The following is a 20,991-nucleotide window of genomic DNA, read 5'->3' as shown; positions in this document are numbered from 1 at the left end:
AGCTACGGGTTTAAAGAAAAACCCTCCCTTAGGAATGTAATCTGCCAGCGGAATGCAAGACTATGTATTTAGGATAGTCCTATATTCTCCGCTTTGAATATTTTTCCACCTCCTTCAGATACCATTCTATCAATAGGTATTTTTTGGGTAAATAGTATTTTTATACAGTATTTAATGTTGAGTTATAATTTACCTGAGGCTTGTTTAAAAACAAGTTAATCAAAGTGATTATGACGCAAAAGAGAATTGCGGTTTTTTTTCGTTTTCACTTTTTGTTCAAATAGTTATAATATTACAAAAATAGTGATTAGAGGGAGAGGTATATATGGATCAAGTTTTGCCGTCGTCCCAAGTTGGTGTCAAGATCAATGAATGGTACAAAATGATTCGCCAGTTCAGTGTGCCTGATGCTGAGATTTTAAAGGCTGAAGTAGAACAGGAAATAGAGGAGATGGAAGAGGATCAGGATTTGCTTGTCTTTTATTCATTGATGTGCTTTCGTCACCAATTGATGTTAGATTCCTTGGAGCCGGAAGACAGATATAGAGATCGCCCTACAGTCGACGAACTGCTTGAAAAAATAGAAAAACCACAAAAAAGACTTACAGGCCTCTTGAAATATTACTCATTGTTTTTTCGTGGAATGTATGAATTTGATCATAAAGAGTATGTTGAAGCGATAAGCTATTATCGCAAAGCAGAGAGAGAGTTGAATGCTGTATCAGATGAAATGGAGCAAGCTGAATTTCATTACAAAATAGCTGATGCCTATTATCAAATTGATCAGCACTTTGTTTCCCTCAATCATTTAAAAAAAGCCAAGCAATTGTTTGAAAAAAGTCAACTATACAAAGTGAAAGTGATTGGCTGTAATATGATGGTCGGTGCTAACATGTACGATATGTACAGGCTGACGGAGGCAGAATCATATTATCGGGAAGCATTAAGTATCGCCCGTGGCTTGGATGAGGAAAAAGTGAAAAGAATTATCGGAGTGATCTTTCATAACTTAGGCTTAGTTTATTTAAGAGGGAAAAATTTGATTGCTGCTGAAGAGAATTTCAAAAAGGCAATAGACGTGAAAGAACATATTGATACAGTGTATGGAGTGAGATCATTATATATGATGGCGAATGTCCTGTACCAATGTGATAAAGCCAAGGAAGCACGTTTCTTTTATGAAACGGCTCTAAATCGTGCTCGGACTTCTAATGAAGAAGAATATTTGGCTAAATTAAAAATCATTAATTCATTATACGAAGAATATAATGAAACAGCAGTGAAACAAAGCTTAGGCTACTTAGAAGGGAAACGCCTTTGGTCTGATTTCGCAGAGCTGACTGAAAAATTAGGTGACTTTCATTTTGAGAAGAGAAACTATGCAGAGGGAAGAAACTTTTTAAAGAAAACCATACACGCCCAAACACAAATACTTAAGGTTACGGAGGCTATATAATGAAAAAGGTTATAATCAGCTCCGCTTTAATCGCTATTCTTTTCACTGGATTATTAAGTGTAACAAATGTTTATACTGCTGAAATGAGTGATTCTGGAACTTTCCACATCGCTGAAAAAGCTATAAATATTTAAGTATTCTCCAATTTTTGACCTCCATCTTTTAAGACTGGGGGATTTCTTTTTCTTATCCAGTAATCAACATACGCAGCCTCATAAGGTTCTTAAGCGTTACTTGTATTGCGTTCACTTTTCCGTTTTGCTGTGATGATTTCTTGAACGATGCATGCATGAGAAAGACGCCGTCCATTTTTAAGCCTTTCTTCAATCATTCAAGGAAAAACAAAGGAGCTATCGAGAAGATTTCGACCTTGATAAACAGGCTGCATGCCTGTTTATTTTTTTTGTTTGTTGAGCGACTTGGCTTGCATTTAGCCGCCCTAAACGGAAACGGAGATTGTGAAAAACCACAGCTGGCGAGCGATGGCTGATCAAGAAACTTATGAAGGACCAGTGCTCAGTGCAATTCATCTCAAGAACAGCCAGAGAGCGGTCACAACAGCGATCATAAAGTAATCTCCCTCATTCAGTGTAGTTCCATTTTTGACAAACACATGTGCCGTCCGGTTTGTCTTTGTCCCTTTCAAGGTTTTAAGCGCAATGTTCTTCCCTATATTGTAATAAACAATTTTAAATAGATAATATGCCAGCGAACAGAGTAAAAAGAGCAACATGAACTTGCCAATAAACAATATCATGTTTTATTACTCCCTTTTGCAGTTTTTTCGTATGAATATATGACGGAAAAGTCAGGATGTTATATAAAAGGAGAAGTATTTTACGGAGACTGGTGTTATTCATTAATGAATGGCTCATCGAAACATCTCCAGATCCGGAATCATTTCAAAACGAAAGAGAAGCCCGAGGATTATTAAAAAACAGTCCCTAATTTGTCCGCTTTTTTTTGAAAATATGATCCAAGATGAACATAAAGAGGGTGAATAAGAAGGACACCGTAATCATATCTATCAGAGATATATTAGAGGTTCTTTTTATTAACAGCAGCCATACCACCTGCAAAACGAAATAAATAGAAAAATAGGATATATATGTCATGATCCTCATATTTGTTACCCCCTTAGCCTAATTTCTCTTTTGTGATCTTATCCAAATTAGTGAAAAGGATATCCAATCCCGAAAATAAGAAAGTGATGAACAATGAAAGAAGAATTTCTCCGCCTTGAAATATAGATATGTTCTCAATGATATGATTGGAAACGTATTGAATTGAGAAGTAAACAGCAGCCCATGCAAAAATGAATTCAAGGATGTAGGCTGACCAAGCAGGCAATGTCAAAACATGAGTCATTCCTTTTACAATTGCCGTAAGGATAAGCATATAAACTAAAGCTAAGATACTGACGACGACAGAAAATATGTATAAGTCTGAAAGTGAACCATATATGATATATTCTCCGAAAAAATGATTTACAGTTATAGCTGCAAAATAAATAACTAGGCTGGGTACAGTTATAGCGAAGAACAGAGAGAATCCAATAAGCCCTATGAATGCTGCATGAGCTAAGCGGTTTGGCGGTGTATCCACGATCTCTTTTTTTAATAGAATCATAAAAATAAGAGATGAAATCACAAGGCAGCATAAGAAAGTGAGCAGAACAGTAAAAAAGACAGTCATGTGACATCTCCAATGAAAAAGTGCTATTAGAGTGAATCTAACAGCACTTTGCATTACTTCATACGTATTTTCCTGACGATCATTTATGAATGATTTTAAAATGCTTTCATTGCTAAAGTTGTCAATTGAGCGAGGTTTTTAGCCTGGCTGTCAGAAAGTCCGGACTTTTTAAGTGAAAGATAAAGATTCTTTTCCACGTCAGCCCAGCTTAAGGCGACATACTCGTTCAGCATTTTCTTTAAAACCGGTTCTATGTGTTCATTGAAAACGGATTCGAGTTCATTTCTTATTTTCTTTCCTGCTAATTTTTCAACAAGATTGAATAATTTTGTTTTATTTTTCAGCACTTCTCTGATTACATCTTTGACTGGTTTTGACACAGATGCATCGCTTTGTGCTTTAAGTCCGTAGGAAAATTGCGTATCAGTCTGATAAAAAAATGATTTGGCCGTTCCAGTGGCATTGGCAGTATTATTATGATTTTCTTTAGCTAAGGATGCGGGGACAAAAGCAGTAGTTACAAGGGCTAAAGATGCGGCAAACAGAATGCCTTTAGCTGCGTGTTTAATGGGAAATCCTCCTTTAGAAATGTAGTGTAGAGAGAAATGAAAGACTATGTATTTAGGCGGGACCGATATGATCCGCTTTGAACATTTTCCCCTCTCAGATACCATTCTATCAATAGGTATTTTTGGGGTAAATAGGATTTTAATACAGTATTTTTCTTATAATTCAAAATCTTCTTTAGCAGGATTCATTTTGGCTGCAGTTTCGATGATGGGACATGGGCTGAAGCCTATATAACACATGTACAGGCTGTTTGAGGCGGAATCACATTATCGGAGCGGTTTTATAATTTAGGGTTAATGAATAAAAATAAACAGGCGGCATGCCTGTTTATTTTCGTTTGCGTGAAAGAGCGAAGAAAAACGGGAAGGCAGAGCCGGCCAATAACGTACCGAATAAAAACATGCCCCCGATGAACACATGATAGTTCACCCCGCCGATCCAAAGCCCCGTAATTAAGGAAACGATGCTTAATGCGATCATGAAAAAGCCGGGAATCAGACGTTTCTTACCCGTTGTCCGATAAGCAATAAGAGAACAGAAGATGCCGATGACAATCGGCACAATCCACAGATAAAAAAGGATAAATACTGACATAAGCAAAACTCCGATTTTTCTTCTATCATACCAAAAACGCCCGGAAAAAGATACGAACGGCACCCGGCGTCAAAAGAAAAACCGGCCGCTATGGCCGGTTTTTTTCTAACGGAATGAATCGTAGATCACAAACAAATTAAGCGCGATCACTAAAACCGCAATCAGCCAGGCAAGAGCCGTCACCCATCTTCGGTTCGTCAGGGCGCCCATCAGGCGTTTATTGCTTGTAAACATAATCAGCGGCACGAGAGCAAAGGAGATGCCGAATGAAAGAACGACCTGGCTCCATACGAGCGCTTCTGTGGCGTTGACCCCTGAGATAATGATGATCATCGGGGGAATGATGGTAATGAAACGCCGCAAGTAAAGCGGGATACGGTAACGGATGAAGCCCTGCATGATAATATCGCCTGACAATGTGCCGACAGAAGAGCTTGAAAGCCCTGCGGCCAGCAGCCCGATCCCGAAGAGAATGGCTGAAGCCGGTCCGATATAGTGGCCGAATTGCTGATAAGCCACGTCTAAATCTTCTACATACAGCCCGTTCTTGAAGAAAAGCGCGGCAGCGACGATGAGCATGCTTGCGTTAATCGCCCCGGCGATCACCATCGCGATGAGAATGTCAATCGTCTCGAATCTAAAAATCTTTTTCCGCTCACTATCCGTTTTTCCGACGACACGGCGCTGTGTCAGTGCGGAATGTAAGTAAATGGCATGCGGCATCACGGTTGCGCCGAGTATCCCGGTTGCCAAGAGCACACTGTCCATTCCGTCAATTTTCGGGATAAACAGCCCTTCGAGAACGGAAGCGGCGTCAGGTTTGGCAAAGAAGGTTTGCAGAGCGAAGGCGATCACCACGACAAACAGAAGTCCGGCGATGCCCGCTTCCAGCGCCCGGTAACCCCGGCGCTGCAGCTCTAAAATCGCGAATGATCCGATCGCCGCGATAATGGCCGCTTCAACCATCGGTATGCCGAACAGCAGGTTGAGTCCGAGCGCCGCCCCGATAAATTCTGCCAGATCAGTTGCCATAATCACCAGTTCACCCTGTATCCACAGCCCGGCTGATACCCATTTCGGATACCGGTCTCTGGCGATTTCCGGAAGGTTTTTACCCGTGGCAATGCCGAGCTTCGCGGAAAGAACTTGGATTAAAAAAGCCATCAAGTTTGAAAAGAGGATGACCCACAGCAGCATATACCCAAATTTCGAACCAGCTGAGATATTCGTAGCGAAGTTTCCCGGATCAATGTAGGCAATCGCCGCGATAAAGGCTGGGCCTAAGAAAGGCAGAAGCCGCTTGAATCCCTTGCTTTTGCCGTCAAGTGCATCCTGCACGGCTTTTGCTTGCAGTGATTGTGCTGAGATGTCTTTGCTCATTATGTCTCACCTAAATTCCGATAGATTTTTAGCTAAATAACAAAAAGTTTCCTAGACGCAAATTATTTTATCTACATCATAAATCTGCTATTATGAGATGTCAAGTTCTTTATGTTCAATAAACCGGCACATAGATGCCCTGTTTTATCTATGATATGTATCCCGCCGAAGAAAGGTCCGAAAATGAAAACGGCATCGTTCCGGGAAAGAAGCGATGCCGTTCGCAAAGCGTGTTTCCGCGTCCGATCATGCGCGGATGCGTTGAGCGTTCTTTTAAAAAGATGAAAAGAGGACACTTGCTCATATAACTTCACAACTTCCTGTCCGCCCAACTGATCCTTAGAAAAAGACGCTGTATTTCCTCCGTTTTCCCGGGTAAATAGAATAATAATGTTTCTTTCCATTGGAAGATAAAACCTTTCTGTACCATTCAAATGACCTCCGGAAAAACTCGGACCGCTCTGAATAAACGTTTGAATCAACGATATATCAGTGATTCCAGTCCAATAAACCGCTGTTATTTATCAAATAAAGAATCGGCATGGTCACTTGCGAAGAAAAGAAGTTGGAGCATTAGACTTATTTCAGTCTCCCGGGCAAAAAAGTATAATAACGTCAGGAAAGCTTTCCAGCCATATGATAAAAGAGGGGGAATTTTCTTGGTACGTCGTTTGTCGATCATTTCTTTCGCCATGATTTTTGCTGTTTCTTTATTCGCTTTTGGCGGCTCTGCATCAGCAGCAGCTTTCAAACCTAAAGCTGAACCGGACGTTTCCATTTTAGCCAGCGGGGGTACAGTTGGTATTTACGGTGCTAATATGCGCTCATGCTCTAAGGTCAGCTGTTCAACGATCACAACATTCTCAAGCGGTAAAAAAATTACAGGTTCTTGGGTAACCGGAGAATATGTTCAAGGCCACTACACGAATTCTAATAAATGGCTGAAAGTCACGTATGCAGGAGCGACAGGCTACGTTTCAGTCACCACACTATCTTATTATTACGGTTTATAAGCAGAAAAACCTCGTTCTCTTGAGAGCGGGGTTTTTCCTTTATTCCGATTCAATTTCCGCGTTTCGTTTCATCATCGTGTTTCATCAGCTGATCAATTTCTTCTTTAGAAGCGTTTTTTTTCCACTCTTTCGCCTGACTTGTCGCAATGGGAATGGCCCGTCCTTCTTCATAACCCTCATCTACCATCGCATTCGCGATTTCGATCGCTTTTTTCTTCACAGGTTCCTCGAGATTCTTCAATGATTGCGGATAATCCTTCATAGACCAAGGCATGTCTATCACTCCTTTATGAAAAGTGTTTCCCGCCTGAAGAAAAAGAAAACCGCCTCATCAAAAAGAATGACAGCTATTTTTACGAGAGACCAGCAATTTCCGAATAAAATATAAAGGATAAAGAAGCAAGTACAGATTGAATGCCCACCACATAAAATCAAAATCACCGATAAATACCCAAAAGGCAATCGCTTGCAGGCCTGAACAAAAGGTCAGCACAAGTGATATTAATGCGAAAGAGCGCCATAACGCATGTTTCCGTTTATAAAGAAACAAGCTGTACAGCCCGGTTATCGAAATGAAAATATCTAAGGGAAAGAATGACCAGTTCCAGGCCATTATCATGGCGTTATCATAATCTTTAAACACCATGTTTTTTGGAATCCACTCAAAAAAAGTAACAATCCAATAAACGATAAATCCAATATCTGTGATGAGGAAGAGAACCTTTAACCCTTTCATCATCTGTTTCTGTCCGTATGAACGCTGATGCCGTTTGATGACGTTTCACTTTCAGAAATAAAGTTTAAGGAAACAACACCGATGATGATCAGAAGAACAGAGACAGCTTTTATGACAGAGAACTGTTCATGAAAGAAAAAAATTCCGATCGCGGAAATCAGCACGATCCCCATTCCCGACCAGACCGCATACGCGATGGAGACACTTATATATTTCAAAGTCAAAGTAAGAAAACAAAGGCTGCCGATATAAAACAATAATAATAAAATACTTGGGACAAGTTTTGTAAATCCATTTGATAATTTCATGCTGACCGTACCCAATACTTCAAAAATGATCGCTAAACTTAAATAAATCCATTGCATTCAACATTCTCCTTCAATCGTATTATTCAAAATTATACAATATATAGAATTTGAAGAAAATTAAACAATGGAATGTTTTCCGGATAAAAAATCCGGCCGGGTGTAAAAAGAAAACGCCATAAAGGTATACTATGAACAAAGAAATCAGAAAGGACGTGCAGGACGGGTGACAGAAGAGCGGACAGACCTGGAAAGACAACTGAGAGACATTCAAAAATGGGAAAAGGCGCAGCAGAGGGTGATGTTCTGGCAAACATTCACCCGCTTGCCGTTTCAGCTTTTGGACAAGCTGACACCGCAATTTATTCAGAGGAAAATCGGACTCATTCTCGATGAAACGGGAACGTTTATTCAGTCAGGCGGACAGTACCTTACATCAGAAAAGCGCATCATGAAAAAGTTTCAAAAACGGCTGCCGCACGGTACATGTCAAACGCTTCACGACATCCGCAATGCGCCGCTTGCCGTCATGGACGAAATCGCAGAAGCCATAGCGCGTACAAGCGTAAAGGCCGCGACGGTGCAGGGAGCCGCAACGGGAGTCGGCGGTGTATTCACGCTGGCGGCAGACATTCCGGCGATGCTCGGCCTGTCCTTAAAGACGCTGCAGGATATCGCGGTTGCTTACGGCTTTGATCCGAAAGACAAAAAAGAACGCGTGTTTATCGTCAAATTGCTCCAGCTTGCATCCAGTGACGTCATCGGAAAAAAAGCGATCCTGCAAGATTTACGGCAATATGATCAAAACGACCGCGCCTATCAGCGCGTCGCCTCGCAAATCCAAGGCTGGCGGGAAGTCGTTTACAGCTACCGCGATACGTTCGCCGCGAAAAAACTGCTGCAAATGGTTCCGGTCGCGGGCATCATCTTCGGCGCGTCCGCCAACCGTTCAGCTTTAGAAAGCATCGCGGAAACAGGCACCATGCTTTATAAAAAACGCCGGATTCTAAAACGCATGCACGATACAGAATGATAAAAACCACCCGAAAACACATTCAATGTGTTTTCTTTGTTTAGCAGTTCTGAAATCGGGAAACCAACAACCAACACCAATTAAAGGAGGAATTCAAAAATGGCACAAGATAATAACAAAATGAGCAGAGAAGAAGCAGGTAAAAAAGGCGGAGAAGCGACAAGCAATAACCATGACAAAGAATTCTATCAGGAAATTGGTCAAAAAGGCGGAGAAGCAACAAGCAAAAATCACGACAAAGAATTCTATCAGGAAATCGGTGAAAAAGGCGGAGAAGCAACAAGCAAAAATCACGACAAAGAATTCTATCAGGAAATCGGTGAAAAAGGCGGAGAAGCAACAAGCAATAACCATGACAAGGATTTCTATCAAGAAATCGGCCAAAAAGGCGGAGAAGCAACAAGCAAAAATCATGACAAAGATTTTTATAAGGAAATCGGCCAAAAAGGCGGAAACAGACGAAGCAGCTAATAAAAGCATAAAAGGCAGACAACCTGCAGATCAAAAGCGATCCGGCGCATCAGCTGGATCGCTTTTTATTTTGGGAAAATCTTGATCTGAGCCGCCGTTGCGATACAATAAAATGAAAAAGGGGTTTTTCACTCGTGTCTGACATGCTGAATTTGCTCGCTATCGCCAATAAAGTCAAAGAAAAACACGACAATTTTTCAATCGCGGAGATCAATGACCACTGTGTGCGCCTCGCAGTGTTTACGGGAGAATATGACTGGCACCATCACCCTGACTCAGATGAATGGTTCATCGTTCTGGAAGGTGAGCTGCTGATCGATTTTAAGGACAAAGAAACCGCAGTGCTCAAAGCAAATGACAGCCTGCTCATCCCGAAAGGCACGATTCACCGCACCCGCTCATACGTCAGAACCGTGAATCTCTGTGTCGAGCATACGCATGCGAAAACAGTCATCACAGAGGAACGGTCATGCTGATCAAGAAGATTGTATGTGAAACAGACGCTGCAAACGCTGAAGCATTTGCGCAAGCACAGTCAAGGTGGGGAGCATTATCATGTGTAAATGGCTTCGTCAAACAGGCCGGCGGGTGGCGGAAAAACGCAGACGGCCTGTTCATCGCAGAGATCATCAGCGTTTGGGAGAACAGACAGGCCTATGATGATTTTATGGGGAACGAACATGACCGCATATACGAAGAAATCGAGCAGAAGGCTGCGATTCTTTCAATAGAAGTGATGCTGTACGAAGAGGATGAAGCTATCATTCACGAGCTGTTACATCACCCGGACATCCGATACGAACCGGACTGGACGGTTCAGAAGGCATAATGAAAGCCCAAAACAGTTTGTTTTGGGCTTTGTCTTTACTCGCGTCCGGGAAGCGTGTTGTGGACATACGGCGGGACGGGATCCAGCTTAGCTATTTCGCCGTGCGCTTTCGGTTCCTTTTCGTATTCAAATGGTTCTCCGTCCGGCGCTGTTTCCTTCAGCCAATTTTGTTCAGCGCTTTCTGCTCCATCTGAGAAATGAATAAGCTTATGGGAGAATGACTGTTTTTCCAGCGCCTTCGGGAATGTGGAAGGAACGATCGGACCTTCCTGTTCTTCTAATTCTTTAATGGCCGCAAGCCATTGGTTTTGATGCATGGTATCGCGGGCCAATAAAAAGCTGAGCATATCTTTCACGCCTTTATCATCGGTCATTTCATACAGGCGTGCGACTTGAAGCCTTCCTTGTGATTCGGCGTTCAGATTGGCCCGGAAGTCTGCCAGAAGGTTTCCGCTTGCGACGATATAGCCTGCGCTCCACGGAACGCCCGTGCTGCTCTCCGGCATTGCGCCGAGTCCTGAGACAATTGCATGATGCGGATTCATCCCGCCTAAAATGGACCCGATGACCGGATCATCAGCCGCTTTTTCCTGCTCTGCCAGCGGGGCGTCTTCTAACAGTCTCGCAATCATCGTCGCGATCATTTCGACATGGCCGATTTCTTCCGTCGCGGTATCCATCAGAAGATCCTTATATTTTTCATTGCCCCGTGTATTCCATCCTTGGAACAAATATTGCATGGCGACGGATATCTCCCCGTATTGTCCCCCTAAAATTTCCTGCATCTTTTTTGCGAACAGCGGGTCAGGACGATCCGGTTTAGCCGGATGCTGCAGTTTTTTCGTATGTGTAAACATGTCTCCATCTCCTTTTTTGCTCTGTCCCTATTTACTTCCCCGGCGGGAAAAGGGATGAAACGGAGATGGGCGTATTGGTCCTGCTAAGGCTCGCGGCGCAAGGATAACAAATCCTGCACAAGCCCGCGGCCGATCACCTGTTCATATTGTCCGTAAATCGGGTCGAGGCGTTGCATCCATGTGTTCTTTTCCGCTTTGCTCAGCACATGAATATGAATGGATGAATTCTTCTTTATCTCTTCAAGCTGGTCTTTATTCATTTTCTCAGCGGAGGCTTCGTTCCATTCCGTCGTTTCTCTCATCGCCTCCGTTAAGATGGCTCTCGTTTTTTCTGTCTGCGAATTCCAGAAATGCTCGTCGGTCATCACGGCATAACCGAGGTACCCGTGATTGCTGATTGTCAAATAATCTTGAACATTATAAAATTTTTTAGAATAGATATTTGAAATCGTATTTTCTTCTCCGTCTACAAGATTGCTTTCCAAGAGCTGAAACGTGGAATTAAAGGAATCCTGCCGCGGGTGCGCGCCGAGCAGACGGTATTGGTCTTCGATCACGCTGCTCGGCATGATCCTGAGCGCCTGTCCTTTCAAATCGTCCGGAGTGAAGATCGGTCCTTTATTTGACGTAAGCTGCTTAAATCCGTTCGTCCAGTACGCCAGTCCTTTCAAATGATGCTTTTCTAATGAAGCGAACAGGCGTGTGCCGATTTTGCCGTTGAGGCCTTCTTGCACGGCTTTATAGTTTGTAAACGCGTACGGCAGATCCAAAACACCCCATTCGGGAGACAGTGATCCGAGCTTTGAGGTGGAGGGAGCGATGAATTGCACGTCCCCGTTTTGGAGGGCGTTTATTTCTTCATTATCTGAATAGAGGCTCCCGTTTGGAAACACCTCTACTTTAATGGTGCCGCCGGACTTTTGATAGACAAGGTCGGCAAACTTATTCGCCGCCCGCCCTTTAGGCGTGTTTTCAGCAACGACATGGCTAAATTTGAAAACGATTTGATCTTTCAGGCCTTCCTGTTCGTCATCATAATACGGTTCATCCGTTGAGAAATGATCATGAAAGCCGATGAATAAAGCGGTTCCGATACCGAGTACCATCAGGCTGAGACAAGTCAGCAAGCTTTTCATCGAAAACCCCCTCCGCCATTTTCTATAACAAGCATAATCGGGCGGGCCGTTTTCGTAAAGAGACGGAAAGGAAGAGGCCAATGACGAAAAAAAAGCTCACCATCCGCTGGAAAATCACCATACTTTCTTATATCGTCGTGCTTTTTACCTTTTTGATCGTCGGCATCGTGCTGATCGGCAATATTCAGCATACAGAGGAGCGCGAGCTAAAAAAACGGCTGATGAATACCGCGCGGACGGTATCTGAGATGACCGATGTCAAACGCGCCCTCGAGCAGAAAAAACAAAGGGATGACGTGCGCCATGCGGTCGAAGAAATAAGGATCATCAATGAAGCGGACTACATCGTCGTCATGGATATGGATCATATCCGCTATTCGCATCCCGTCAGCACAATGATCGGAAAGCGTTCAAGGGGTGAGGACGAAGCCGCGGCGTTCGCCGAGCACATTTATTTTTCCGAAGCAAAGGGAGAGATCGGCACCGCCGTCCGCGCTTTTTATCCCATCAAAGACCGGGATTTGAATCAGATCGGCGTCGTTCTGGCCGGTAAAGCGCTGCCCGGATTCGGTGAAATTCTTCTTCAGCTGAAACATGAAATACTGTTTATCGTTCTGCTGGCGCTCGGGTTCGGACTGGCCGGCTCCTTTTTACTGGCCCGCCACATCAAAAAACAAATGTTTTGGCTGGAGCCCCATGAGATCGTGAGAATGTATGAGGAACGGACCGCTACGTTTCATTCAATGAATGAGGGCGTCATCGCGATCGATAACCAGCATCACATCACCATTTTTAATGAAAAAGCGAAGCAGATATTCAATGTCAGACAAGAGACCGATGGCAGGCTGATCTGGGACGTGTTAAAAGATTCGCGGCTCCCTGAGATCGTCGAGCGGAACCGAGCCGTATACAATGAAGAAATCCAAGTCAGCGGAAAGGTGATCATGAGCAGCAGAATTCCGATCGTCATGAAAAAGAAGGTCATCGGAGCCGTCGCCATTTTTCAGGACAGGACGGAAGCGGCGAAAATGGCGGAAGAACTGACCGGTGTGAAAAATTTTGTCGATGCGCTCAGAGTTCAAAATCATGAACATATGAACAAGCTTCACACCATCGCGGGACTGATTCAGCTCGGAAAATCAGAAAAAGCGCTCCAGCTTGCTTTTAAGGAATCGTCAGAACAAGAAAGCGTCACCGATTTTCTTCATCAGGCCATTCAGAATGACGCTGCGGCGGGGCTGCTGTTAAGCAAAATCAAAAGAGGAAAAGAGCTTGGCATCTCTGTGAAAATTGATGAAAACAGCAGTTTCTCGGCATTTCCGGAGCATGTCGACCAGCATGACATTGTCGTCCTGCTCGGCAATTTAATCGAGAATGCGTTCGGCGCATTCGAAACAGCGGACACGGAGGACAAACATATTGACATCAGTATCGAGCAAAATGATGAGGTGCTTGCTATATTAATAGAAGACAACGGAAGCGGGATTTCCGATCAGCACATTCCGCGCCTTTATGACAAAGGGTTTACCGTCAATAAAACGGGAGGAACGGGATACGGCTTGTACCTCGTCAAACAAATCGTCGACAAAGGGATGGGCGTCATTGAAGTCGACACACGGCAGGGACAGGGAACGGCATTTTCTATTTTATTTCCGATGAAGGGAGAGGAATCATTCGATGGACATCAAGGTACTGCTTATTGAAGATGATCCGATGGTGCAGGAGGTGAATAAAGAATTTATCACCGGTGTTTCGGGGTTCAGCGTAATCGCCACGGCCGCTGACGGAGACGAGGGAATCAGGCTTATAAAAGATCTGCGGCCCGGGCTCGTGGTATTAGACGTATACATGCCGAAAAAAGACGGAATTAAAACGCTCCAGGAAATCAGAAAACAAAAGCTCGAAGTGGACGTCATCATCGTCTCGGCCGCAAAAGACAAAGAAACAATCCAGCTTATGCTGCAAAACGGTGCGGCCGACTATATTTTGAAGCCGTTTAAGCTGGAGCGGATGAGACAGGCGCTCGAAAACTATAAACAATATAAACGGAAAATTGAAGAGCATGACACCATGTCGCAAGAGCAGCTTGACATGCTGCTTAAAATTCCGCAAAATCCGTCCAGGGATCTGCCGAAGGGGTTAAATCATTTTACGATGAATGAAATTTTGACCTATATGAAACAGCAGACGGAGCCGCTTTCAGCTGAAGAAGCCGCCAAAGCGCTCGGGATCGCAAGGGTGACGGCGCGGCGTTATCTTGATTTTCTTGAGAAAGACGGCCAGATTAAGCTCGACATTCAATACGGGGGAGTGGGCCGGCCGGTTAACCGCTACAAATTCGTCCGCTAGCCGAGACCAAAAAGACCAAAATGTCCGTTATGATCATAAGCTTCCCCTCTTCGTATGAAAACGCTATCATTCTCGTATAGACGCAGCGAGAGGCAAGGGGGAGTAGGGATGAAAATTTTCAAAAATCTTACGGTGCAGGTCATCACGGCGGTGATCATCGGCGTCATTGTCGGACTTGTGTGGCCTGAGGCCGGGAAGCAGATGAAGCCGCTCGGCGATACATTTATCAATGCGGTAAAAATGATTATCGCACCGATCATATTCCTGACGATCGTGCTTGGCATCGCCAAGATGGGAGACATGAAAAAAGTCGGCAAAGTCGGGGGAAAAGCATTTATTTATTTTGAAGTCGTGACCACCATCGCCCTTATTATCGGACTTCTGGTCGTCAATATCATGAAACCCGGTGAGGGGCTTGATTACAGCAAGCTTGAAAAAGGGGATGTCTCTCAGTACACGCAAAACGGGGGACAGGGGATTGACTGGATTGAGTTTATCACTCACATCGTTCCGTCAAATATGGTTGACGCTTTCGCAAAAGGCGACATTCTTCAGGTCTTATTCTTTTCTGTTTTATTCGGTGTCGGCCTGGCGGCGCTCGGTGAAAGAGGCAAAAGCATTATTGATTTCTTTGATAAACTGTCGCACGTTTTTTTCAAAATCATCGGCTACATCATGCGCGCGGCGCCGATCGGCGCATTCGGGGCCATGGCCTATACGATCGGGCACTTCGGCCTTGATTCCATCAAGCCGCTGGCGAGTCTGATGCTGTCTGTATACGTTACGATGTTCCTGTTTGTATTTGTCGCTTTGAATATCATTTGCAAACTATTCGGTTTCAGCTTGTGGAACTATCTCCGTTTTATTAAAGATGAACTGCTCATCGTTCTCGGCACAAGCTCTTCTGAGTCCGTCCTTCCGCGGATGATGGATAAAATGGAGCGTTACGGCTGTTCCAAATCGGTTGTCGGCCTTGTCATTCCGACGGGATATTCTTTTAACCTGGACGGCACCTCGATTTATCTGTCCATGGCGACGGTTTTTCTGGCGCAGGTGTTCGGTGTTGACCTTACCATCGGCCAGCAGGTTACGATCATTCTCGTGCTGATGCTGACATCAAAAGGCGCGGCGGGCGTAACCGGAAGCGGATTTATCGTACTTGCCTCCACTTTATCGGCGCTTCAGGTTATCCCGCTGGAGGGACTGGCGCTGCTCCTCGGCGTTGACCGCTTTATGAGTGAAGGAAGGGCGATCGTCAACCTGATCGGAAACGGAATCGCCACCATCATCGTAGCCAAGAGCGAAAATGAGTTTGACGAAACGAAAAGCACACAGGCCGTAAAAGAAATGAAAACGGCGGTATAAAAGGAAAGGAACGGCATGCATCGGGCATGCCGTTCTTTTTTTCGGCCTCCATGAGTAAAAAAGATAAATTTGTTTAAATTTATTAGGAGGTGGACAAAGACCTTAGCGTCATTTTGTTATATAATTTACAATTAGAGAGTGAAAGATGAAATCTAAGGGCTTTTTGTCCTAGCAGGAGTGTATAAATGGCGGCTATTTTTAAATTTTTTCAGCATCCGGGTGTCAGACGTTTTTCCGTTTTTCTTGTTTTGACTGGGGTGTTAGTTGTATTCCGAAGTATGATTAATTTGATTTTGCTTACGTTTATTTTTACTTTTCTGATGGATCGGCTGGAGACTGTCATCCGGCACGTGTTGAACCATTTTTTCCGGATCAGCCAGAGGGTGGTCATCACCGTTTTATATATTGCGCTGGCTGTCGGGGCGACTGTCGGAGGCTTTGTCTTTTACCCGATTGTTGCCAAGCAGATTGAACAGCTGATTAAGCAGATCAAGCACATCGCGTATCATCCCGATGTCATTCCGTTTTATGATGAGATATCGAGCGTGTTCGGCGATATCAATATCGGTTCCTATGTAAAAGAAGGTTTTAATGTACTGTATACATACTTGGCCGATATCAGCACTTTCGGTTTGCAGGTCGTGATGTCACTGATTCTCAGCATGTTTTTCCTGTTCGAGAAAAAGCGGCTCACGGAGTTTATGAAAAAATTTCAGCACAGCAAGCTGTCTGTTTTTTACTACGAACTTGCTTATTTCGGCAGCAAATTTGCGAGAACATTCGGCAAAGTGCTTGAAGCCCAATTTATTATCGCGCTGGTGAACTGTATCCTCACCTTGATCGCATTGGCGATTCTGCATTTTCCGCAGCTGTTCGGCCTTTCAATCATGGTCTTTTTCCTCGGGCTCATTCCCGTGGCGGGTGTGGTGATTTCGCTCATTCCGCTCAGCATCATTGCGTATACGACGGGCGGCGCAGCGTATGTCATCTACATCGTGCTGGTCATTTTCGTCATCCATGCGATTGAGACGTACTTCCTTAATCCGAAACTGATGTCAGCGAAAACGGAACTGCCGATCTTTTTTACCTTTACGGTTCTGATTTTCTCGGAACATTTCTTCGGTATCTGGGGCTTGATTATCGGAATTCCGATTTTTGTGTTCCTGCTTGATATTCTGGATGTCGTCAATAATGAAGAAAAGGAAAAAAACGGACCGGTCCCGGATAAGACATAACGTCGGCTCCGGCTCTTCACGAATATATGACTAATGTTATAATGCAGACAGTGCCTATGTACGGGCACTGTTTATTTTTTGTGAAAAAGGAGGAAGGCTGTATGACTGAGCCGATTTTACATATTGAAGGCCTTGACAAAACAATAGGCAAAAAGCACATTTTAAAAAACATCAGCATGGATGTCAGGCAGGGCGAGATCATCGGTTTGCTCGGTCCGAACGGGTCGGGAAAAACCACACTTATCCGAATCATCGTCGGTATTTTAAAGAAAAACAGCGGCACGATTACAATTAACGGCTTTCAGCACGATGCTGATTTCGAAAAAGCGCTTGAATCAGTCGGAGCGATCGTGGAAAATCCTGAATTCTACCCGTACCTGACGGGGTGGGAAAATCTGAAGCACTTTGCCAACATGCACAAAAACATCAAAGAGGACAGGCTTCAGGAAGTCATCGAGCGGGTCGGGCTCACAAACGCCGTTCATGACAAAATTAAAACGTATTCCCTTGGTATGCGTCAGCGTCTCGGGATTGCGCAGGCCATTCTTCACCGTCCGAATCTGCTCATTTTAGATGAACCGACAAACGGGCTTGATCCCGGCGGAATGAAGGATTTCCGCGATCACTTAAAGGAACTCGCGGAGCTTGAAGGGACGAGCATCCTTTTTGCGACGCATTTATTGCGTGAAGTGGAGGACCTTTGCGACCGTGTCATCATCATTCAAAAAGGTGAGATCAAAACAGAGGTTGTTCTGCGCGGCGCTGAGGAAAAAGAAGAAAAAGCCGTCCTCGACATTCAGCCGGCTGACGAAGCCTTCGAATGGCTGTCCCAACAGCAATTTGCTCCGGAGAAAAACGGCGGGGGCATTACCGTCACCGTAGCGAAGAAGGACATCCCGGCATTAAACCGTGCGCTCGTCGGACAAGACTTTCTCGTGTATTCCATCATGCCGTATGCGGAATCGCTGGAGGATGAATTCATGAAAGTGACGACGGCGCTTCAAGAGGAGGGGGAGACGAATGTTTAAATTGACAGCGAATGAGCATATGAAGCTCTTTAACCGAAAAGTCTCATTAGTGGCGCTGATTCTGATGGCCGTTCTCCAATTTATTATGGCGCTTGTCATTAAACGGCTTGTCATCAGTTCCGGAACGGATGAGAATTTCATCGGCTATATGGCGTACGCGCCCGGGCTGAATATTCTGCTTGAGGCGTTAACAATCGTGATCGCGGCAACGATCATTTCCGCTGAATTTGATAAGAAAACGATCAAATTTTTGTTAATCCGCCCGGTAAAGCGGGAGCGGATTTTTGTATCTAAACTCATTACCGTATTTTTGGTCAGCTTGTACCTGTATGCGGCGTACTATGTTCTGTCTCTGCTGTTCGGCATGGCTTTCTTCGGCGTGTCGGTGACATCTGAATCAGGGACGCTTCTTATGAACACCCTGAAAGTAATCGGCACGAACTGGGTCGAGGCGTTTGCGATGGCATGTTTTGGCTTGTTGTGTTCTTCTGTATTCCGAAACAGCGCAACGGCCGTCATTTTGTCATTTATCGTGCTGTACGGCGCAAAATCACTCGTGACGATTATGTCGCTCTTCCAAAACAAATGGGGAAGTTTTCTGCTGTTCGCAAATACTGACCTGACGCAATATATGAGCGGGGCGAAACCGCTGTTTGCGGGAATGACGCCGTTATTTTCCGCAGGCATTATCATTATCCATATCGTATTCTTCTTAGCCGTCGCTTGGTGGAGCTTTTGCAAACGCGATGTTCGGGTATAAAGTAAAGGAATGACATTTTTGTGAAAAAGATCACGATAAATCAATAATTTATGCTATTTTGATTTATAATAAAGGTAATGACGGAGGTGCTCACTTGAGAAATTTTATTACCGCATTACCGATTGTGTTATTGCTTGGTTTTTCCTTTGTGTCATTCATGTTCCAATTCGAACATCTTGTTTATTTCAGACTTGCGCTGGGATTGTTTTCTACAGTGGGGCTGTTTCTCTTATATAAATTGAAGACGGGATTCCGTTATTTCATCATCTACCTGTATGCAAGCTGGATCGTGCTTGCGGCGGTTACCGCGTTTGAAGAGCCGATTTTTTCAAGCTTTTTCTTTGGCGGGCTTGTGATGACGATGGGGTATCTCACATATATGCTGATTTATCTCGGGCTCAAGCAGGACCGCGGCCCGGAAGCAGTCTGAACGCGCTATTCCATGGAATAGCGCGTTTTTTTGTACAGCCTCACAGTTGCGAAACGAGACTTGAATCTCTATAATACTTATTAACTTTATCGGAATTATAATGGGGGGATTCCAGTGTCTTTATGGATACAGAATGAACGGCAGAGGGAATGGATGGAAAAAATCGGCCTGCTTGCAGACGAATTTCAAACAACAGCCGCGCTTGATGATGAGGCGGGCCGTTTTCCCGCGGAGAAAATTCAAAGACTGCGCGACGCAGGATATACGGCGTTAACAGTACCTGAGGCATTCGGCGGTGCAGGCATTTCCGTTTATGATATGGTGCTGTTTCAGGAACGGCTGGCGCGGGGAGACGCGGCCGTGGCTCTCGGAATCGGCTGGCATTTATCCGTCATGGGTGAGCTCGGAGAAGGAAACAGCTGGGATGAAGATGTCTTTTCATTTATCACAGAAGAGGTGAAAAAGGGAGCTGTCCTGAACAGGGCAGCGACGGAACGGCAGACCGGCAGTCCGACGAGGGGAGGAAGACCCGGCACCTCCGCTGTCAAAAAAGACGGAAAATGGGTGCTGAACGGCCGAAAAACCTTTACAACCCTTTCGCTGACTTTGGATTATATGCTTGTGACGGCATGGATTGAAGAAAAACAAACGACCGGTGTTTTTCTCATTCATAAAGATCAGGCAGGCGTTTCAGTCGAAGAAACATGGGATATGATTGCCATGAAGGCGACCGGAAGCCATGATCTCCTTTTAGATCATGTCACGGTCAATGACGAGCGGCTTGTGGAGCTTATCAGCGGGCCAAGAGCGGCGAAAGTGAATGGCTGGCTGCTTCACATTCCCGCTGCTTATCTGGGTATCGCTCAAGCGGCAAGGGACTATGCCGTCCGGTTTGCATCCGAATATTCGCCGAGCAGCCTGAACGGACCGATTAAAGACGTGCCGGCTGTTCAGCAGCGTGTCGGGGAAATGGAGCTCGAATTGTTAAAAGCGAGACAGTTTCTCTTCACGGCGGCGCAAATGTATGATGACCCGAAACGCCGCCCTTTCATCAAAAGCGAGCTCGGCGCCGCAAAACATATTGTGACAAATGCCGTCCTTTCTGTTGTTGATAAAGCAATGAGAATCACTGGCGCAAAAAGCCTTGAGCGAAACAATCCGCTTCAGCGGTATTATCGGGATGCCCGGGCCGGCCTTCACAATCCGCCGATGGACGATGCGGTCATCGGCAAATTAGCGGCGGAAGCCTTTGAGCAATAAAAAAAAGAGCCTGAAAAAGGCTCTTTTTATGTATGGCTGTTGTGCCGGAGCAGTTTTTGATGCTTGCGGTCAATTCTGTCATAGATCACATTCATCAGCTTTTGATTATTCATAATGGCCGCCTTGTTTTCTTTTATCAGCTGTTCGTATGTTTTTATTTTACGTTTCGCCATAAGTCCGCACCTTCCTTACATATTTGTATTCGCTTTCTAATTCTCCGAGCGATAATTCATATAAATGCCGTTCCGACTTTTTGTATATTCCGTTATTGATCAGCAAATGGATCAGATGTTTTTTTCGTCCTTCAACTGATGATCTGAGCTGAGGAGAAGACCTCATGATTACCCTCCTAATCAAATGATATTGAGAATCATTATCAATTAATGAAAGTATACAATGGGCATATTCATATGTAAAGGAAAAATACCGCCAATTTTTCGACAAAAAGTTTCCCGGGGAATAATGCTGTCGAATTGATTTGATTCTGTC

Annotated in this window: 26 protein-coding genes and 1 pseudogene; 15 read left to right on the top strand and 12 right to left on the bottom strand. The window is 44.5% G+C overall.

Annotated elements, in window-relative coordinates:
* Positions 1-325 precede the first annotated feature (325 nt).
* Complete coding sequence (locus tag ACWHAR_RS15660) at positions 326-1,456, top strand: Rap family tetratricopeptide repeat protein (protein WP_032872953.1); 1,131 nt, start codon at positions 326-328, stop codon at positions 1,454-1,456.
* Complete coding sequence (locus ACWHAR_RS15655; protein WP_255322095.1) at positions 1,456-1,590, top strand: hypothetical protein; 135 nt, start codon at positions 1,456-1,458, stop codon at positions 1,588-1,590. The genes ACWHAR_RS15660 and ACWHAR_RS15655 overlap by 1 nt, the downstream gene beginning before the upstream one ends.
* A 392-nt stretch (positions 1,591-1,982) precedes the next feature.
* Here the strand turns inward: ACWHAR_RS15655 and ACWHAR_RS15650 are convergent, their stop codons facing one another.
* The 5 genes from ACWHAR_RS15650 to ACWHAR_RS15630 form a co-directional block, all read right to left on the bottom strand.
* Complete coding sequence (locus tag ACWHAR_RS15650; protein ID WP_032872955.1) at positions 1,983-2,213, bottom strand: hypothetical protein; 231 nt, start codon at positions 2,211-2,213, stop codon at positions 1,983-1,985.
* A 380-nt stretch (positions 2,214-2,593) separates the two neighbouring features.
* Positions 2,594-3,151, bottom strand: a complete 558-nt coding sequence (locus ACWHAR_RS15645; RefSeq protein ID WP_032872960.1) for a hypothetical protein — start codon at positions 3,149-3,151, stop codon at positions 2,594-2,596.
* 95 nt (positions 3,152-3,246) lie between these two features.
* Positions 3,247-3,825 (bottom strand): hypothetical protein, encoded by a 579-nt coding sequence (locus tag ACWHAR_RS15640; protein WP_171006740.1) that lies wholly within the window; start codon positions 3,823-3,825, stop codon positions 3,247-3,249.
* Positions 3,826-4,048: 223 nt separating this feature from the next.
* Positions 4,049-4,315: a hypothetical protein gene (locus ACWHAR_RS15635; protein WP_007609521.1), complete on the bottom strand. Its 267-nt coding sequence runs from the start codon at positions 4,313-4,315 to the stop codon at positions 4,049-4,051.
* 105 nt (positions 4,316-4,420) lie between these two features.
* The gene (locus tag ACWHAR_RS15630) at positions 4,421-5,698 is read right to left on the bottom strand and encodes an Nramp family divalent metal transporter (protein WP_087920751.1); all 1,278 of its coding nucleotides are present in this window, start codon (positions 5,696-5,698) and stop codon (positions 4,421-4,423) included.
* 656 nt (positions 5,699-6,354) lie between these two features.
* On the opposite strand from ACWHAR_RS15630, the gene ACWHAR_RS15625 reads away from it, so the two are divergent.
* Positions 6,355-6,708, top strand: coding sequence for a hypothetical protein (locus tag ACWHAR_RS15625; protein ID WP_038457007.1), 354 nt, complete (start codon positions 6,355-6,357; stop codon positions 6,706-6,708).
* Positions 6,709-6,766: 58 nt separating this feature from the next.
* Here the strand turns inward: ACWHAR_RS15625 and ACWHAR_RS15620 are convergent.
* From ACWHAR_RS15620 to ACWHAR_RS15610, 3 genes and pseudogenes are all read right to left on the bottom strand, one after another.
* A pseudogene (locus tag ACWHAR_RS15620) lies at positions 6,767-6,982 on the bottom strand (DUF2188 domain-containing protein); the annotation flags it as partial.
* Between the two features lie 57 nt (positions 6,983-7,039).
* Positions 7,040-7,447 (bottom strand): DUF5360 family protein, encoded by a 408-nt coding sequence (locus ACWHAR_RS15615; RefSeq protein ID WP_032872965.1) that lies wholly within the window; start codon positions 7,445-7,447, stop codon positions 7,040-7,042.
* Positions 7,444-7,809 carry a DMT family transporter gene (locus ACWHAR_RS15610; RefSeq protein WP_007609539.1) on the bottom strand — a complete coding sequence of 122 codons (366 nt, stop codon included), beginning with the start codon at positions 7,807-7,809 and terminating at the stop codon, positions 7,444-7,446. Before ACWHAR_RS15610 ends, ACWHAR_RS15615 begins: the two co-directional genes overlap by 4 nt.
* A 166-nt stretch (positions 7,810-7,975) precedes the next feature.
* On the opposite strand from ACWHAR_RS15610, the gene ACWHAR_RS15605 reads away from it, so the two are divergent.
* The 4 genes from ACWHAR_RS15605 (at position 7,976) to ACWHAR_RS15590 (ending at position 10,082) form a co-directional block, all read left to right on the top strand.
* Entirely contained in the window at positions 7,976-8,782 is an 807-nt protein-coding gene (locus ACWHAR_RS15605) for an EcsC family protein (protein ID WP_032872967.1), read from the top strand.
* 99 nt (positions 8,783-8,881) lie between these two features.
* Entirely contained in the window at positions 8,882-9,253 is a 372-nt protein-coding gene (gsiB, locus tag ACWHAR_RS15600; RefSeq protein ID WP_007609544.1) for a glucose starvation-inducible protein GsiB, read from the top strand.
* A 134-nt stretch (positions 9,254-9,387) separates the two neighbouring features.
* Entirely contained in the window at positions 9,388-9,729 is a 342-nt protein-coding gene (locus ACWHAR_RS15595; RefSeq protein WP_014304387.1) for a cupin domain-containing protein, read from the top strand.
* Positions 9,723-10,082 (top strand): DUF4937 domain-containing protein, encoded by a 360-nt coding sequence (locus ACWHAR_RS15590; RefSeq protein ID WP_032872968.1) that lies wholly within the window; start codon positions 9,723-9,725, stop codon positions 10,080-10,082. The genes ACWHAR_RS15595 and ACWHAR_RS15590 overlap by 7 nt, the downstream gene beginning before the upstream one ends.
* A 35-nt stretch (positions 10,083-10,117) precedes the next feature.
* On the opposite strand, the gene ACWHAR_RS15585 is transcribed toward ACWHAR_RS15590, so the two are convergent.
* Positions 10,118-10,939, bottom strand: coding sequence for a manganese catalase family protein (locus ACWHAR_RS15585; protein WP_014416954.1), 822 nt, complete (start codon positions 10,937-10,939; stop codon positions 10,118-10,120).
* Positions 10,940-11,022: 83 nt separating this feature from the next.
* Positions 11,023-12,075, bottom strand: coding sequence for a TRAP transporter substrate-binding protein (locus ACWHAR_RS15580; RefSeq protein WP_032872970.1), 1,053 nt, complete (start codon positions 12,073-12,075; stop codon positions 11,023-11,025).
* Positions 12,076-12,155: 80 nt separating this feature from the next.
* On the opposite strand from ACWHAR_RS15580, the gene ACWHAR_RS15575 reads away from it, so the two are divergent.
* The 8 genes from ACWHAR_RS15575 (at position 12,156) to ACWHAR_RS15540 (ending at position 20,502) form a co-directional block, all read left to right on the top strand.
* The gene (locus tag ACWHAR_RS15575; protein ID WP_032872971.1) at positions 12,156-13,778 is read left to right on the top strand and encodes an ATP-binding protein; all 1,623 of its coding nucleotides are present in this window, start codon (positions 12,156-12,158) and stop codon (positions 13,776-13,778) included.
* On the top strand, positions 13,753-14,424 hold the full coding sequence (locus ACWHAR_RS15570; RefSeq protein ID WP_003156219.1) for a response regulator: 672 nt from the start codon (positions 13,753-13,755) through the stop codon (positions 14,422-14,424). The genes ACWHAR_RS15575 and ACWHAR_RS15570 overlap by 26 nt, the downstream gene beginning before the upstream one ends.
* Positions 14,425-14,532: 108 nt before the next feature.
* Positions 14,533-15,789: a C4-dicarboxylate transporter DctP gene (dctP, locus tag ACWHAR_RS15565; RefSeq protein WP_032872974.1), complete on the top strand. Its 1,257-nt coding sequence runs from the start codon at positions 14,533-14,535 to the stop codon at positions 15,787-15,789.
* A 185-nt stretch (positions 15,790-15,974) separates the two neighbouring features.
* Positions 15,975-17,024, top strand: coding sequence for an AI-2E family transporter (locus tag ACWHAR_RS15560; protein ID WP_007410215.1), 1,050 nt, complete (start codon positions 15,975-15,977; stop codon positions 17,022-17,024).
* 101 nt (positions 17,025-17,125) lie between these two features.
* A complete protein-coding gene (locus ACWHAR_RS15555) occupies positions 17,126-18,052 on the top strand; it encodes an ABC transporter ATP-binding protein (protein ID WP_032872976.1) in 927 nt (308 codons plus the stop codon).
* Positions 18,045-18,812 (top strand): ABC transporter permease, encoded by a 768-nt coding sequence (locus ACWHAR_RS15550; RefSeq protein ID WP_032872978.1) that lies wholly within the window; start codon positions 18,045-18,047, stop codon positions 18,810-18,812. Before ACWHAR_RS15555 ends, ACWHAR_RS15550 begins: the two co-directional genes overlap by 8 nt.
* A gap of 94 nt (positions 18,813-18,906) precedes the next feature.
* On the top strand, positions 18,907-19,242 hold the full coding sequence (locus tag ACWHAR_RS15545; protein WP_032872980.1) for a hypothetical protein: 336 nt from the start codon (positions 18,907-18,909) through the stop codon (positions 19,240-19,242).
* Between the two features lie 114 nt (positions 19,243-19,356).
* The gene (locus ACWHAR_RS15540) at positions 19,357-20,502 is read left to right on the top strand and encodes an acyl-CoA dehydrogenase family protein (RefSeq protein WP_032872982.1); all 1,146 of its coding nucleotides are present in this window, start codon (positions 19,357-19,359) and stop codon (positions 20,500-20,502) included.
* Positions 20,503-20,528: 26 nt separating this feature from the next.
* On the opposite strand, the gene fbpB is transcribed toward ACWHAR_RS15540, so the two are convergent.
* Together fbpB and ACWHAR_RS15530 are read right to left on the bottom strand one after the other, a co-directional pair.
* Positions 20,529-20,675, bottom strand: coding sequence for a Fur-regulated basic protein FbpB (fbpB, locus tag ACWHAR_RS15535; RefSeq protein ID WP_003156206.1), 147 nt, complete (start codon positions 20,673-20,675; stop codon positions 20,529-20,531).
* Positions 20,662-20,841: a Fur-regulated basic protein FbpA gene (locus tag ACWHAR_RS15530; protein ID WP_032872984.1), complete on the bottom strand. Its 180-nt coding sequence runs from the start codon at positions 20,839-20,841 to the stop codon at positions 20,662-20,664. Before ACWHAR_RS15530 ends, fbpB begins: the two co-directional genes overlap by 14 nt.
* Positions 20,842-20,991 lie beyond the last annotated feature (150 nt).

Source organism: Bacillus sp. LR--39 (assembly GCF_053613335.1).
This window is presented reverse-complemented; position numbering and strand designations above follow the sequence as displayed.

Excerpts from the sequence above, each read along its gene's own strand:
- ACWHAR_RS15635 (WP_007609521.1), bottom strand. The coding sequence starts at position 4,315 with ATGTCAGTATTTATCCTTTTTTATCTGTGGATTGTGCCGATTGTCATC.
- dctP (WP_032872974.1), top strand. The coding sequence starts at position 14,533 with ATGAAAATTTTCAAAAATCTTACGGTGCAGGTCATCACGGCGGTGATC.
- ACWHAR_RS15640 (WP_171006740.1), bottom strand. The coding sequence starts at position 3,825 with ATGGTATCTGAGAGGGGAAAATGTTCAAAGCGGATCATATCGGTCCCG.
- ACWHAR_RS15610 (WP_007609539.1), bottom strand. The coding sequence starts at position 7,809 with ATGCAATGGATTTATTTAAGTTTAGCGATCATTTTTGAAGTATTGGGT.
- ACWHAR_RS15580 (WP_032872970.1), bottom strand. The coding sequence starts at position 12,075 with ATGAAAAGCTTGCTGACTTGTCTCAGCCTGATGGTACTCGGTATCGGA.
- ACWHAR_RS15575 (WP_032872971.1), top strand. The coding sequence starts at position 12,156 with ATGACGAAAAAAAAGCTCACCATCCGCTGGAAAATCACCATACTTTCT.
- ACWHAR_RS15660 (WP_032872953.1), top strand. The coding sequence starts at position 326 with ATGGATCAAGTTTTGCCGTCGTCCCAAGTTGGTGTCAAGATCAATGAA.
- ACWHAR_RS15560 (WP_007410215.1), top strand. The coding sequence starts at position 15,975 with ATGGCGGCTATTTTTAAATTTTTTCAGCATCCGGGTGTCAGACGTTTT.
- ACWHAR_RS15555 (WP_032872976.1), top strand. The coding sequence starts at position 17,126 with ATGACTGAGCCGATTTTACATATTGAAGGCCTTGACAAAACAATAGGC.
- ACWHAR_RS15570 (WP_003156219.1), top strand. The coding sequence starts at position 13,753 with ATGGACATCAAGGTACTGCTTATTGAAGATGATCCGATGGTGCAGGAG.
- ACWHAR_RS15590 (WP_032872968.1), top strand. The coding sequence starts at position 9,723 with ATGCTGATCAAGAAGATTGTATGTGAAACAGACGCTGCAAACGCTGAA.
- ACWHAR_RS15585 (WP_014416954.1), bottom strand. The coding sequence starts at position 10,939 with ATGTTTACACATACGAAAAAACTGCAGCATCCGGCTAAACCGGATCGT.
- ACWHAR_RS15645 (WP_032872960.1), bottom strand. The coding sequence starts at position 3,151 with ATGACTGTCTTTTTTACTGTTCTGCTCACTTTCTTATGCTGCCTTGTG.
- gsiB (WP_007609544.1), top strand. The coding sequence starts at position 8,882 with ATGGCACAAGATAATAACAAAATGAGCAGAGAAGAAGCAGGTAAAAAA.
- ACWHAR_RS15615 (WP_032872965.1), bottom strand. The coding sequence starts at position 7,447 with ATGATGAAAGGGTTAAAGGTTCTCTTCCTCATCACAGATATTGGATTT.
- ACWHAR_RS15550 (WP_032872978.1), top strand. The coding sequence starts at position 18,045 with ATGTTTAAATTGACAGCGAATGAGCATATGAAGCTCTTTAACCGAAAA.
- ACWHAR_RS15655 (WP_255322095.1), top strand. The coding sequence starts at position 1,456 with ATGAAAAAGGTTATAATCAGCTCCGCTTTAATCGCTATTCTTTTCACT.
- fbpB (WP_003156206.1), bottom strand. The coding sequence starts at position 20,675 with ATGGCGAAACGTAAAATAAAAACATACGAACAGCTGATAAAAGAAAAC.
- ACWHAR_RS15650 (WP_032872955.1), bottom strand. The coding sequence starts at position 2,213 with ATGATATTGTTTATTGGCAAGTTCATGTTGCTCTTTTTACTCTGTTCG.
- ACWHAR_RS15530 (WP_032872984.1), bottom strand. The coding sequence starts at position 20,841 with ATGAGGTCTTCTCCTCAGCTCAGATCATCAGTTGAAGGACGAAAAAAA.